This is a genomic window from Glaciimonas sp. CA11.2 (assembly GCF_034314045.1).
Lineage (GTDB): Bacteria > Pseudomonadota > Gammaproteobacteria > Burkholderiales > Burkholderiaceae_D > Glaciimonas.
Genome location: NZ_JAVIWL010000001.1, coordinates 212,284 through 225,955 on the forward strand (window position 1 = coordinate 212,284; position 13,672 = coordinate 225,955).

Sequence of the window (13,672 nt, forward strand, 5' to 3'; positions counted from 1 at the left end):
GGGAAAGCAATGCTTCCCCGCTAAATCAGATGACAGAATTAGAAATCAAGGGTGAGCGTCAAAGAAGTGCTACGCGCTGGAAGCAAAGTCAGTTGGTCACCCGGAGCCGGGACTGAGGTTTTTGTCGAGGCCGGTGTCACGCCAACGATACTGTGATTATCAAAGAGATTATTGACACCGAACTGAACCTTCGCCTGCTTAGCCCAACTCACTGGATTCTTCCATGTATAGTTGACGAACAGATTCGATAGAAGGAACGGATCAATTGACACAGCTTGATGGATACCACCGTTGTCGTTATACATCTTGCCTACGCGCTTGGTGAACCAGCCTGTATTCCAGGCACCTTGCTCGTAACTCAGACCCAGCGTTTCAGTATCGCTCGGCGCACTGGCAACCCATTGACCGTTGGAATATTTGGAGCTTCCATAAGTGCCATTGATATACAGACTGAAACCGCCGCCCAGAATGATATTGCTTTCCGCTTCGACACCTTGCGTCACTGACGTTCCGTTGGCATAAAATGTGGTATTACCACTAGTATCAGTCGACGATGAATAGGCGTTATCAAACTTGATATGGTAAGCATCGACGTCTAACGTAAATCGCTCCGACTTCCACACAGTACCAATCTGAAAAGTCTTGGTCTTAACCATTGCAGGTAACACAGTGACATTCGCATTTTTGACGTCAAAAACGTTGGTCGGCGGGATCTCGCTACCGGTCGCAAACTGGGCGTAAGCAGACCAGTTCTGTTGCAGTTTGTAATGCACATCCAACGACGGAAGCGTCGAGTTATAGGTCGTTGCATGCGAAATACTTGGCGCGCCACCGAGACTACCGACCGTCTTGCCGTTGTCAGCAAACTGCGTAAAATCCTGACGGTAAGACGCATACTTCACGCCTGGAGTGATTTTAAGATCATTCGTGACATTAAACTCGTACTCAACAAACGGTTGCAGTGTCGTCGTTTTAAATTTCTCATGAAAATTTGGTAGTACAGCATCAATCCAGGTACGGGGATCGGACGGAATCTGGTAGCGATTGGTATCTGCATATTCAGACCACAGACCGGTGCGTAAAGTCCCCATGCCTGATTCTTGACTAAGACGTAGCAAATTGCCGTAAGTCCGATACGCATTGAGCTTGTCAGTGCCGCTAGTCGTCGTGATCGTGGTGCCGTTGTAATTTTGCTGGTTGTGATAAGCGTAGGTGTACAACTTGTCGTCCAGCTTCCAGCCGTTGCCCAGATTCGAGGTCAAACCAAGATATTCGAAATCTGATGTGACATGATAAAAATTATAGCCGTAATAGTTGGCCTGTTTTGGGTCGCCGCTCATAAGGTAATTGTCGCCATACTGCGCAACTTGCGCGCGGGTCGGGCCCTTGGTGTTCGGCGTATTTGTGTGCAAATCGATTGACGATGCGAACACAGTCAGTGCAGTGTTGTCGGTGATTGCAAACTGGTACTTAAGTGAAATGGCATCACGCTTTTGCTTGTTATAGGTTTCGTACCCGTCCGATTTCATCTCATGCACATTGAACAAAAGGTTTGAGGAACCGTCGGACCCAAACTGTCCAGTTTCATGTTCGAGACCAATCAAAGACGTGTTCCAGGTCCCGTATGATCCGGTCACGCTGGTGCGTTGCTGCGGATCAAGATTACGTGATAATAAATTAATTGAGCCACCGAAATTGGCGGGACCAATTGTCGCCGCAGAGCCAGGGCTGCGATCAACCACCGCACCGCCGATAAACTGTGCAGGGAAAAAGGCCCAGGTATGGTGAGTCGGGCTATTGGTGTCCTGAAATGGAATACCATCAAAGGTCACCGAATAGTCACCATCCTGAAAACCGCGAAAGTAAGTCTTGGTATCACCAAGACCAGGGCCATTTGGGCTATAGCTATACACACCCGGTGTCATTTGGATCACTTGGCTAAAGTCAGCAATCGGCGAAGTATAGTTACGAATGAAAGCTTCGCTCACTTCGGATTGGGCTGACCGTGCCTCCAATGACCCTTGGGACGGTGCGCTTTTGGCGGCAGCAGGAATACGCGATGTCTGGGTTGCAGAACCCGAACCGTCAGCCGCACTGACCGCACCCAGATCGGTGGCTTGCTGGGCATATCCAACGACCGGTGTGACGATGCACAGCATGGCGATGGCTCGCAGAATGTGGGTATTACAGGTTTTAAGATGTGGCGTGGAGTGCTGCTTAAGACTTGGCTGGACACCGGACGTTGGTGTTGGCTTGACGCTACGAACTTTCATGATGTCTCCTGTAGAAAAGGAGGCATGCTAGTGAATCAATATTTCGTCCTCATGACGTTGTCGAAAAACAACACCCATTTATAACTTTGTAACCTATTTTTCGCCAAAGTATCAATTTTGTGATCCATTTAAGATAGTCTGCCGTCGTCGAAATAACCACCAACGCGGATCACATGCGCAATCGTTTTCACCTCAGGAAGATGCGGGATATTCGACATCCAGTATTTCTAACTCATCCAATCCGGCAGGTGTCATCAAGGTGACGAACTCGCCTTCATGCGCTTTGGTCAGCGCACGTGCAACCGGTGAAATCCAGCTAATTTTTCCATGTAACGGATCAAGCTCGTCGATCCCAACGATAGTCACCGTGTGCTCTTCGCCGGCATGATTTTGGTAGCGCACTGTTGCCCCAAAAAAAATCTGATCGCGACCATGATGCACGCTCGGATCGACTATCTCAGCCTGATCCAGGCGCTTGGTCAAAAATCGAATCCGTCGGTCAATTTCACGTAATCGCCGCTTGCCGTAAATATAATCGCCATTTTCAGAGCGATCTCCGTTTGAGGCCGCCCACGAGACAATGCGGACAACTTCAGGCCTCGCGTTATCGATCAAATCGAGCAACTCAGCTTTCATGCGCGCATGCCCGGCAGGCGTCATATAATTTTTGGTGCCCGCAGGAATTGGCGGCAATCCAAACTCCAGATCGTCGTCATCGCCATCGGATTCTTTGACAAAGGCTTTATTCATACTTAGTATTGTAGTGCGATTTCGCCATCACCCGCAAATTTGCCAAAAGCAATTGTGACGGCATCGGGTATGCAAGTATTCAAACTGGCTAACCTGCGATCATTGAGCAGAATGGGACGTTCCTGCTTAGTTACTGCTTAGTTGCAGCCCAGTTACTGCTAAATAAGAGCGTACTAAATAACAGCAACGGAGATAAGAATCTATGAGCGATTCACTCCGTTACTGTTTGCAGTACCATTTTTCATTTCTTCCCTTTGGGACATAACGCCATATGCCAGTCATTTCCGCCAGTGATCGTCGCCCCTACCGCATCGGCTTGGCCTCAAGCCGCACGCATCAAGACGCCCCGCACTCACCGCTTGCGCAGTTAATAAATGGTAGTCGTGCAGCAATTGAACAGCATTTACAGCCGAATTTAATCGTCGTCGGCCGCACGTTGGATGCAATCAACCAGCTTGGCTTGCTTGACGGCTATCCACACGTGGAGCGCTTTCCCTACGGACGACAAGGCGGTTTGATGAAACTGGTCTCGCGCGTAGTCGATAGTGATCCAACGCGTACGCTCGATGCAGTGATTTATTTGATGGATCCAGTGGATCCGTCGTCAACCTTCCCGGAAGCCGTGGCGCTGAAACGTCAGTGCGTGATTCACGGTAAGCCTTTTTTATCGACGTTAGCAGGTGCGCGGGAATGGCTGGAACTGGAGTCCGTCGCGCTCGGCGCAGTGACGAATCCAGAGCTTGACCTGTCCTTTGATCTTGCGAATGAAGGCATCGCGCTGATTGCGCACGACGCCATGAAAGAACGCATGCTGGCCATTGCCGAACGCCATTTTTCTCTGCTCGATCAATTTGCGTTTCGCTGCGCGACCGGTACTACCGGTAGTCTGCTCAACAAATTGGCGCAAAAAATCAAAGGCGAAGAAGCCGGACGTCATTGGGTGAAACCCTTTTTGAGTGGCCCAATGGGTGGCGACGCACAAATTGCAGAACTGATATTGGATCGTCAGCAATGTCGGCGCGTGCTGTTCCTTGAAGATCCGCACGTCGCTCGCCAACATGAAGCAGACATTCAGTTGCTTGAGCGTGCTGCGCGCACGGTGACTGACTATGCGTTGTGTATCAATGATGCGGGATGTGGCGAACGCTGGTTAACGTTATTGGAAAAGCGCGTTTCACTGAAAAGTAACTAACAAAACTGACCATTCGTTAACTGTATTCGCATTCGGAATGTTCTTGCAATACAACGAAAAAGGCAGCGTTCCCATAGCGGAAACGCTGCCAATGTTATTGCTGCGGATTCGGCGATTACCAGTTACACGCGACGCGTGCCCGTATTCACCGCTGCAGTCGCACCAGATTCCAGCGTAAAGCCAGCGCCTGAATCCGTGCCCAGTGTTTTCACCAGATACGGCATCAATTCTTTTAACAGCGGCTCAAGCGTCCATGGCGGGTTGAGGACAAACATACCGCTACTGTGCAACCCGAAACCATCCGGCGACGGTGTCTTGACAGTCAACGTGACGTTGAGCCAGCCATTTGCTTTCAGACGCTTTAATTTATCCGGCATTTGACGCGATTCCATGCGATTTAGCACTGGATACCACACCGCATAAGTTCCGGTTGAAAAGCGCAACAGCGCATCTTCAAGCGTATTCTTTACCAAACGATAATCGTCCTTAACTTCATAAGGCGGATCAATCAAGACCAAACCACGGCGCGACGGCGGCGGCAATAATGCCTTCAAACCCAAAAAGCCATCACCCTGCGTAATCATGACGCGTTTACCACGACTGTTACTATGACTACGCTGCGCATCCAGTTTGCGGAAATTGTCAGTCAATATCTTGCTGTCGCTTGGATGCAGTTCAAACAAACGCAAACGGTCTTGTTCACGCATGGTGATATCCGCACAATACGGCGAGCCAGGATAGAAACGCAGTTTGCCGTCCGGGTTGAGTTTGCGCACTACATTGACATACTCGGCGAGCGCTGGCGGCAAATCCTTACGGCTCCAAAGACGGCTAATACCGGTTTCAAACTCAGCATTTTTTGACGCATAACCGCCATCCAGCGCATACACGCCCGCGCCTGCGTGGGTGTCAATGACGGTATAAGCGGTATCCTTCTGGCCGAGGTAATCAAGCAGTTGGATGGTCACGAGATGCTTCAGCACGTCAGCGTGATTGCCTGCATGGAAAGCGTGGCGATAACTCAGCATAAAAATATCTATCTTGGTAAAGGGTGATTCCAACTGCATATCGGCAGCGCGGCAGCGTTTTTGTCGATGTGGTTAGCAACAAAAAAAAGATCCGCCTCGCACGATGATTGTCGTATGCGGTACGTTGCAATTCGTGGCTAGCGCAAGCTTTCTGGATTGAACTATAAATAGTCCAAATAACTGCTTTGCAATGGAGAAGAGGCGTATTTTAACAATTTCAGCGACTCGATGGCAGATATCACACTTTTAGCCCTGTTTTAGGCGACTAAGTGTGCATTCTGCACGCATTTTCGCCCTAACATCCTCACAATTCGGTCAAGATTTTGCGAAACGGTTCTTCCACCGCTAGTGGTTAATCCGGCAAAGATTGCATTTTAGATAATTCTTTGGCAACTTTAACGCAAGCATCAATATGGCGATTGCCCACCGAGCGAAAAGCGGAATAACCAATCGCAGCAGAGACCATCTGCCCAGCTATCGGAACCAATCTGACGGCATTTTTGCTGACCAGCTTGACACCGCTGCGCATTAATATTTTGAGCAATAATTCACGCGTCACGATACGGCCAACCAAGGTACTGCCAGCGCCCACAATGACGCTGTAAATGGCGACTTTACGGGTTGGATGCAGAACTTCAATCTGCTCTGGTGACAGACCAAACTCTGCATTGATATCTTGGATTAGACCTGACAACAAATGAATATCGATGGCGATATCCACCCCAAACACCGGCAACGCCGAGGCCCCGGCCGACCACATCGCACGACGGGCGACCAATGCCTGACAACGACGTCGCACAATATCCATGGCGACGTCAGAAGCCGGAATAGGTGTCTCAAATGTAATTTTTGGTTCAGTACGAGCGTGTAACCATTTGGGAATCAACATTGCACCTTGCCTTTCTTTCCCTCTTTTAAAGGGACGCTGGAAAGTCTTTTAACTGACACTGCCGCAGAGATTAGTAAGAGTGCACCTACTAAGATTAATTCAAAATCGTAAGGACTAACGACAAACGGCTAACGCGAACGTATAGCTGGTTGCTGGCTTGGGCAGCGTGTTGCATCGCGCCAAAAATGTAAGCCACAAAAACTGGCCTACCCCGCATAGCCTTTTACGTTGTCCAGACGGAAATAAGCCTCCAGCAATGCGCTCTTGAAAATAGCTCCCAACAACACCGGTTCAGCCTGACTGCGCACAATAGGCAAACGCTCGCCTTGGTGATCCAGAAATAACTGTAACGCATTACCTAATGACATATCGGGAGTGATGATATGCAAAAATTCCCGACGTAAAAAATCAGCCGCTACACGACCTGAAGTATCACTTTTATCTAATAAAACCGACGTAATATCCTGTAGCGCCACCACACCACAATAGTGCTGAGCTTCATCAACGATATAGATATACTTCACCGGATATTTCAAGAACAGGCTACTCATTTCATCGAACGATGCGTCCATTGAAAGAACCGTATCTGCGGGACGAATCAGATCACTCATATGTATTCCACGCAGCCGCAATCGCTCCTGCGTATCGCGATTGCGCTTCAGCGTGATGTCGTACATCGATGCGCCATCCAGACTGCGGGCGATGAAATAAGCAACCACGCATGACAACATGAGCGGCAACATCACCGAGTAGCTCAGCGTCATTTCGAAAATCATCAAGATCGCCATCAAAGGGGCACTAGTCGCCGCAGCCAAAAACGCCCCCATTCCAACAATAGCGTACGCAAATGGAGGAGAACTGACATTGGGTAATAGTGCATGTACCGCCAGGCCGAACAAAAACCCAATCGCTGCACCGACAAACAAGGTCGGCGTAAAAATACCACCAACTGCACCCGAACCTGCCGTAACCGCAGTTGCCACAACTTTGGCCACCACTATAAGCACAACACTCCACCATAGCCATGAGGTATGCAACAACGAATTCACTACGCTATAGCCGTTACCCCAGACTTCAGGAACCCACACCGATATGACGCCGACAATCAAACCGCCCAAACCCAACCTTAAAGGAAGCGGCAATTTAGTCTTTTGAAATTGTTTTTTAGACGTTTGTAATAAACGCAGGAACTGCGGGGCTGCGAAACCGGCCAAAATACCGAGCATGACGAAGAGTACTATTTCGGCCCCGGCAATCGTTGGAAAGGCGGGCATTTCATAGGCCGGTTTATAACCCGGCAACGCTCGCATAGTCATATTAGCAACAACCGCGGCAACTACTACCGGACCAAAACTCTCCATCACAATCGCGCCAAGAACGATTTCAGTCACAAAAAAAGCTCCGGCAATCGGCGCGTTATAAGCGGATGTAATACCTGCCGCCGCACCGCATGCCACCAAAAGTCGCAAACGACCAGGTTCAAAATGCGTAAAACGCCCCACCAGAGAAGCCGCCAGCGCGGATAACTGCACCATTGATCCTTCGCGCCCGATTGATCCTCCCGATGCAATGGTGGCTAACGAAGACAAACTGCGCAAAAGACTATGGCGAACTGGAATATTGCCATCACCAATCGCGACTGCCTCCATGTAATCCGAGGTAGCCGCGGATGGCACCCGTTTTGCCAGTATAAGAATCAAACCGGCCACAACGCCGCCGCCGGTCGGCAATATTACCCGCCAGTGCCATGGCAAGCCCTTTGCGATGCTCACAAAACTGCCACTTTCCCCTGTCAACAACAATTGCAAGCCAACGATACATTCACGAAACAGAACCGTTGCCAGCGCGCCCAACACGCCAACGATTACCGCCCATAACAGCATCGAATGGCTGGGAGAAAAATGAAATAGGCGCTGGATGCGGATTCGATATTCAAGAAGAGTGGTCCGCATAAATAATGGCGTGATCCTGAGTTATACGATTGATTAAATTACAAGAAACACATTTTTTATAACGTTATTGATCGGCATTACAGGCCGGCATGCAGATCGGAATACGGGTCCCGACCGGTACAGCATAGTCAATTCTTGCACGTCAGGGCTGAAAACTGCACCGATGTCACTAAGCATCGTCATCATCACATTGACGCGAAAACCTCTATTCGCCAGGAGAAACGTCGACTGTTGACGCCATCAGGGACTCAAAATACGCCATATCCTGCGCTACCGCGACTTCTGCTTTCGCGGTCATGTGTTCATATCGCCTCAGCATTGTTTGGGCCAATTCAGTGATGCGCGCCCCACCACCGTTTGCACCACCAGTTGCAGTTGCCACCAATGGCTCCTGAAAACTGGTATTCATTTCCTCTACCAGTAACCACGCACGCCGATAGGACATCCCCAGCGCGCGCGCTGCGGCGGAAATCGATCCATATTGGGCGATAGCTAGCAACAACGCCGCCTTACCGGGCCCAAATGCAATAACTCCACCCCGCATTACTCGCAGCCGTATCGATTTAGTATGTGTCATGCACTGATTGTAGCAAGTCGAAGATGGTCGCCGCCAGACACTTATGACTATTCGGAACGATTACTGCAAAACTATAAGTATTGACGCTCGTTATATCCTGCCATATATTTCGCTATCGTTTTTGCTCTATCCGGGTTACTTTCATTAGTTGCCTACTATCATCTTACCTTCGGAGAACTCTGATGACACCACGCATGCTACCAACACTCAAACGCTTTGCCGTCGTTGTTGTCGCCGCATTGCCACTCATGCTGTCGAGCGCATCCGCACACGCTGCAGATCTGATCGTTTCAGCCGCATCCAGCCTGACCAATGCTTTTAAAGAAGTGGCGCAAGACTTTGAAGCCCAACATCCCGATACCAAGGTCATCCTGAATTTCGCTGCCTCCGACGTTTTATTGCAACAAATCGTCAAAGGCGCACCGGCAGACGTGTTTGCCTCCGCCGATCAGGATGCGATGAACAAGGCTGAAACAGGAAAAGCGGTGCAATCCGTAAGCCGCAAAAACTTCGCGAGCAACCAAATCGTCTTGATCGTTCCGGCAGATAGCAAGCTGGCAATCACCCAGCTTAAAGATTTGCTGTCGCCCGCCGTCAAACGTGTCGCTTACGGCAATCCTGCATCAGTTCCAGTTGGTCGCTATACTAAAGCCGCTCTGGAGCGTGATAATTTATGGACCGCCGTCGAAGCAAAGGGAATTCCTGCGCAAAACGTTCGACAAAGTCTGGATTACGTGGCACGTGATGAAGTCGATGCCGGTTTTGTATTTTCGACCGATGCCGCTATCATGCCGGAAAAAGTGAAAGTCGCCGTTCGCGTCCCGTCCACCACGCCGGTGACGTATCCGATTGCCATGACGACCAACACCAAACAGCCAGCAGTTGCCGCACAATTTATTAGCTACGTATTATCGGCCAAAGGTCAGGCAACGCTGGCCCGCTATGGTTTTTTGAAACCTTAACGACTAACGCTACTGACTAAAGCCAAAAATGATAAAGCATATCGATGATTGATACCCGATGAATGCGGTCTGGATTCCACTTGCTCTTTCGCTCAAAGTCGCAGGCTGGGCGACGCTATTAAATTTGGTTTTTGGCGTCGCCATCGCCTACGGATTGGCGCGCTGGCGCTCATCGGCCCGTGATTTGGTCGACTCGATCCTGACGTTGCCATTGGTGCTACCGCCGACCGTGCTCGGCTACTATTTATTAGTCGTTCTGGGTCGCCGGGGCGTGGTCGGTGAATGGCTTGAAAAATGGGGCATTGAGCTGGTCTTCACATGGCAAGGGGCGGTTATCGCATCCACCATCGTCGCATTTCCACTAGTATTAAAATCTGCGCGCGCCGCGTTCGAAAACGTTGATCCACAATTGGAGAATGCGGCACGTGTTCTCGGCATTTCAGAAGTTGCTGTGTTTTTCCGCGTCACACTACCGCTTGCATCCAAAGGCATCAGCGCGGGTGTTTTACTGGCATTCGCCCGCGCACTTGGCGAGTTTGGTGCGACTTTGATGATTGCAGGTAATCTGCCAGGCCGCACGCAAACACTATCAGTCGCTATTTATGCAGCTGTGCAAGCGGGTGACGACAATACGGCCAATTTATTGGTATTGATTACATCCGTGACCTGCGTCTTACTACTGCTGATCGCGGGACGTTTGGTACCAAAAAATCCGCGCCGGGCCTATTGAACAAACCATGACCATTAAAGTTCAAATCCGCAAACAATTACAAGCCGATGATCGCCGTTTTCAACTCGATATCGACTTCATCTCCGATAGCAAGCGGATTGTCCTATTTGGACCTTCCGGTGCAGGTAAAAGCCTGACGTTACTTTCCATTGCGGGGCTACTGACGCCGGACCAAGGTCTCATCCGCATCAATGAACGACAACTATTTAATCAAGCCAGCAACATTAATCTGCAACCGCAACAGCGCAAGGTTGCTTATCTATTTCAGGATTACGCGCTGTTTCCACATTTAACCGTGGCACAAAATATTGCCTTCGGTCTGCGATCTGGTTGGTTCAATCCACGCAAAGCAAACAACTTTCCGGCGGTCAAAAAATGGCTGACATTATTCGAGCTTAATACCACCGCCAATAGCTATCCGCATCAACTGTCCGGCGGTCAACGTCAGCGCGTGGCGTTGGCCCGCGCGTTAGTTCTCGAACCAGATATTTTACTGCTCGACGAACCATTTTCAGCCCTCGATCCAGCATTACGTGATCGTATGCGAAGTGAACTAAGCGCACTCCAACAGCAACTCGATGTGCCAATGCTGGTGATCACTCACGATCCCGCTGATGTCGCCCTGTTGGGGGATGCCGTATTCGAAATACGGGATGGAAGGATTGCCGCGGATAAGATAACGTCTCCGGGTTCGAGTTGAGTTCTGCCGAAAGCGCCTTGCTAAATGATAAAAAGCCGCGATCTTCTGGAGCGCGGCTTTTAAAATATCAATGCGTTGTTTTTTAGTATAAGCCAGAAAAGCGGTGATTTTGCCGTCAAACACAGCTTAATCAAGGATTGACGCAAAAACGTCTCAGCAAGGCAGACCGAAGAAGACATTACGAAACTAAGGCCAGGAGGGATAACGCCGCTGAGGCGATTTTTCGTCTATCCGCTAAAAAGATTTAGTCATCGCCACATACATGCCCCTACGCTGACCAAATTGCGGGGCGCCCACTCCAATCCCTGAACCATCGCGAATTTGATAGACCCGATCAAACACGTTAATAACACTTAGACGCGTCGTCAGTTTTCCTACCGGAGAGTCTTTAAAAATATGGCTTACACCAAGATTGACTTCTGTATATGAAGGTAAATGTTCAGTATTGGCAAAGCCACTACGCAAGCCACTCCCGTACAGCGCATCTGCGCTATATGTCGTGCCCCGCCAAAGATACGAAACGCCAGCCGATGCGGTCATACTTTGATCGTGATCCAAATGGACCCAATGATTGGATACATAGTCCAATTCACTTTGCTCAAAGTTGTACTGGCTTGAGGTAATATTTTTTCCTAATGCGGACGAGCGCGCCACATTTAAATACGCTCCAAGATTATCGTTACGGTAGTTGAGGGTTAACTCCAGACCGATCACTTTCCCTTGCGCATAATTAAACGGGGTGAACAGTAAAGCGGAGCCGAACTGGCCTTCGTCCAGCATATTTTTCACTTTTTTGTAGTATCCATCCAATCCAATCGTTAAATGCGGCGTCAATTGATGCACAACGCCAAGATCGAAATAATCGGCACTTTCGGCCTGCACCGCATCGTTCTGATTATTCGCTGCAGCGTTAGTCGTGCCATTGAAGCTGGCGACTGTCGTTGCAGCGATCAACTCACTCGTTGGTGGCGTAAAGTATTTTGCATAGCCTGCGTGAAACGTCGTACGCGGCGTCATCTGATAGACCACACCGATACGCGGACTAAACTGACTGGCCGACACATAAGCATTTAACCAATCCATCCGTGCACCGGTGTTGATGGTGAACTTGTCGTTTAGTTTCCATTCGTCTTGCAAATAGACGCCGGTCTGATTGGTTGTCTTCTGACCTTGGTCATTGATCGAAAATGGTTGCGTTCCCATCTGATTGCCGTTGTCATCAGCAGCAAATGTCAGTGAATCATTGCTATTTTTGAGGCTCTCGCGAGTATAAGAAATACCGGCACGCAATGTGTGACTGTCATTTAGGCGAACACTTCCGTCTGCCTGCAAACCATTTGCCAATCCGGTACGCAGAACGCGCGAGGCGACACCCGTATAAAGCAAATCGCCAACCGGATCGGGCTCAAATAACACTTTGGAATAGCGACTAAATGCAGCGACTTGATAGTCAATGTCGTTACCGATCACGCCTTGCAAGGCAAGAATGCCATAGCGATTAGTCTCTCGCTGTCGCTCATTCACGTTCGCCGAAGGATAACTATTGACGCCATTGAGCTGAAAGCTCGGTGTTTCTCCAGCGGTATTGGGAATCTGAAAGCGGCCGTCCGAAGTACCAAGGATCAAACTAACCCGCGTATCGGGATTCAACAAATAAGAAAAGTAACCGAATCCCTTATTTTGCAATGTCCGATCATGAAGAGCGGTCGATGCGCCGGTCGGATTTTCAATACCGAGATTGTTTGCATCAAAAGATCCATTGAGGTAATACCTAAATGCATCATGGGAGCCACTGACGTCCCCACTAATTTGTCGGGTATTGTTGCTTCCGAACATAACACCGATATTACCGCCGTTTTCAACTTGCCCAGTCTTGGTATGTATGTCGACAACACCCGCAGTACGATAACCATATTGGGCTGGCAATGCACCTGTCAATAAATTCACGCTATCGACAAAACGCGTATCAAGCGTCTGCCCGAATCCCGAAATACTCTCCGGCAAAAGTATGCCATTGAGGCGGTACTGCAAATTGGCATGATCCCCACGCACGTGTAGTTGACCATAGGAATCCTGTGCCACACCAGGCGCCCGCAACAGTACTTGATTAAACGGCGTGTCTTCGCCCTGTGGCAGTGCGGCAATATCCTTGCGCCCAATCCGATAGATACTGCTGCCGGTTTCTACAGAAATGCCATTTCTGGCGCGATCAAGCCGCTCACTCGTCACGACGATCTGATCCAGAGTCTCGGCGCTGATTAACGTCAAAGAAATGGTCGGGCTGGACACATTTTTGGCCACCCTGATCAATTTCTTCTCGGGAGAAAAAGTTGGCTTATCTACGTTCAGGGCATAGTTGCCGGGTGCGATGTCAGAAAATATAAAACTTCCCCGATTATCGCTAATGGTGGTGGCAACGACGTGACCTGCCGCGTCGTTCAAATCAACCTTTGCATCCGGTAAGGGATGACCGAGTGCATCATGAATTAAACCGCTGATTTTCTGGGTCGAAATCTGCGCTGATTGTGCTGTTTGTGCATAAGTAAAAGGCGTGGAAATACCGGTGGAAAGCGCAATCAAGGCGCTTAGCCGCAACAAACGTGTTTTCATTCTCAAACT

The 13,672-nt window shown here is 49.5% G+C and carries 11 protein-coding genes; 4 read left to right on the forward strand and 7 right to left on the reverse strand.

Annotated features, from left to right (window positions below):
• Positions 1-38: 38 nt before the first annotated feature.
• A complete protein-coding gene (locus RGU75_RS00905) occupies positions 39-2,273 on the reverse strand; it encodes a TonB-dependent receptor (RefSeq protein ID WP_322232385.1) in 2,235 nt (744 codons plus the stop codon).
• Positions 2,274-2,465: 192 nt separating this feature from the next.
• Positions 2,466-3,023, reverse strand: coding sequence for a transcription elongation factor GreB (gene greB / locus RGU75_RS00910; RefSeq protein ID WP_322232386.1), 558 nt, complete (start codon positions 3,021-3,023; stop codon positions 2,466-2,468).
• A gap of 271 nt (positions 3,024-3,294) precedes the next feature.
• On the opposite strand from greB, the gene RGU75_RS00915 reads away from it, so the two are divergent.
• A complete protein-coding gene (locus tag RGU75_RS00915) occupies positions 3,295-4,215 on the forward strand; it encodes a methylglyoxal synthase (protein ID WP_322232387.1) in 921 nt (306 codons plus the stop codon).
• 122 nt (positions 4,216-4,337) lie between these two features.
• Here RGU75_RS00915 and RGU75_RS00920 read toward each other — a convergent pair whose 3' ends face one another.
• From RGU75_RS00920 to RGU75_RS00935, 4 genes are all read right to left on the reverse strand, one after another.
• The gene (locus RGU75_RS00920) at positions 4,338-5,243 is read right to left on the reverse strand and encodes a 23S rRNA (adenine(2030)-N(6))-methyltransferase RlmJ (RefSeq protein ID WP_322232388.1); all 906 of its coding nucleotides are present in this window, start codon (positions 5,241-5,243) and stop codon (positions 4,338-4,340) included.
• Positions 5,244-5,595: 352 nt separating this feature from the next.
• Positions 5,596-6,132, reverse strand: coding sequence for a hypothetical protein (locus tag RGU75_RS00925; protein WP_322232389.1), 537 nt, complete (start codon positions 6,130-6,132; stop codon positions 5,596-5,598).
• A 206-nt stretch (positions 6,133-6,338) separates the two neighbouring features.
• Positions 6,339-8,084, reverse strand: coding sequence for a ClcB-like voltage-gated chloride channel protein (locus tag RGU75_RS00930; RefSeq protein WP_322232390.1), 1,746 nt, complete (start codon positions 8,082-8,084; stop codon positions 6,339-6,341).
• Positions 8,085-8,289: 205 nt separating this feature from the next.
• Positions 8,290-8,661: a winged helix-turn-helix domain-containing protein gene (locus tag RGU75_RS00935; protein WP_322232391.1), complete on the reverse strand. Its 372-nt coding sequence runs from the start codon at positions 8,659-8,661 to the stop codon at positions 8,290-8,292.
• 182 nt (positions 8,662-8,843) lie between these two features.
• On the opposite strand from RGU75_RS00935, the gene modA reads away from it, so the two are divergent.
• The 3 genes from modA to RGU75_RS00950 are packed head-to-tail and all read left to right on the forward strand — an operon-like array spanning position 8,844 to position 11,053.
• A complete protein-coding gene (gene modA / locus RGU75_RS00940) occupies positions 8,844-9,623 on the forward strand; it encodes a molybdate ABC transporter substrate-binding protein (RefSeq protein ID WP_322232392.1) in 780 nt (259 codons plus the stop codon).
• A gap of 58 nt (positions 9,624-9,681) precedes the next feature.
• Complete coding sequence (gene modB / locus RGU75_RS00945) at positions 9,682-10,353, forward strand: molybdate ABC transporter permease subunit (RefSeq protein WP_322232393.1); 672 nt, start codon at positions 9,682-9,684, stop codon at positions 10,351-10,353.
• A gap of 7 nt (positions 10,354-10,360) precedes the next feature.
• Positions 10,361-11,053 carry a sulfate/molybdate ABC transporter ATP-binding protein gene (locus RGU75_RS00950; protein WP_322232394.1) on the forward strand — a complete coding sequence of 231 codons (693 nt, stop codon included), beginning with the start codon at positions 10,361-10,363 and terminating at the stop codon, positions 11,051-11,053.
• Positions 11,054-11,287: 234 nt separating this feature from the next.
• On the opposite strand, the gene RGU75_RS00955 is transcribed toward RGU75_RS00950, so the two are convergent.
• The gene (locus tag RGU75_RS00955; protein WP_322232395.1) at positions 11,288-13,663 is read right to left on the reverse strand and encodes a TonB-dependent receptor; all 2,376 of its coding nucleotides are present in this window, start codon (positions 13,661-13,663) and stop codon (positions 11,288-11,290) included.
• Positions 13,664-13,672 lie beyond the last annotated feature (9 nt).

What these genes read in the sequence shown, in the direction of transcription:
- RGU75_RS00935 (WP_322232391.1), bottom strand. Translation starts at nt 8,661, where the DNA reads ATGACACATACTAAATCGATACGGCTGCGAGTAATGCGGGGTGGAGTT.
- RGU75_RS00905 (WP_322232385.1), bottom strand. Translation starts at nt 2,273, where the DNA reads ATGAAAGTTCGTAGCGTCAAGCCAACACCAACGTCCGGTGTCCAGCCA.
- RGU75_RS00955 (WP_322232395.1), bottom strand. Translation starts at nt 13,663, where the DNA reads ATGAAAACACGTTTGTTGCGGCTAAGCGCCTTGATTGCGCTTTCCACC.
- modB (WP_322232393.1), top strand. Translation starts at nt 9,682, where the DNA reads ATGAATGCGGTCTGGATTCCACTTGCTCTTTCGCTCAAAGTCGCAGGC.
- RGU75_RS00925 (WP_322232389.1), bottom strand. Translation starts at nt 6,132, where the DNA reads ATGTTGATTCCCAAATGGTTACACGCTCGTACTGAACCAAAAATTACA.
- RGU75_RS00950 (WP_322232394.1), top strand. Translation starts at nt 10,361, where the DNA reads ATGACCATTAAAGTTCAAATCCGCAAACAATTACAAGCCGATGATCGC.
- greB (WP_322232386.1), bottom strand. Translation starts at nt 3,023, where the DNA reads ATGAATAAAGCCTTTGTCAAAGAATCCGATGGCGATGACGACGATCTG.
- modA (WP_322232392.1), top strand. Translation starts at nt 8,844, where the DNA reads ATGACACCACGCATGCTACCAACACTCAAACGCTTTGCCGTCGTTGTT.
- RGU75_RS00930 (WP_322232390.1), bottom strand. Translation starts at nt 8,084, where the DNA reads ATGCGGACCACTCTTCTTGAATATCGAATCCGCATCCAGCGCCTATTT.
- RGU75_RS00915 (WP_322232387.1), top strand. Translation starts at nt 3,295, where the DNA reads ATGCCAGTCATTTCCGCCAGTGATCGTCGCCCCTACCGCATCGGCTTG.
- RGU75_RS00920 (WP_322232388.1), bottom strand. Translation starts at nt 5,243, where the DNA reads ATGCTGAGTTATCGCCACGCTTTCCATGCAGGCAATCACGCTGACGTG.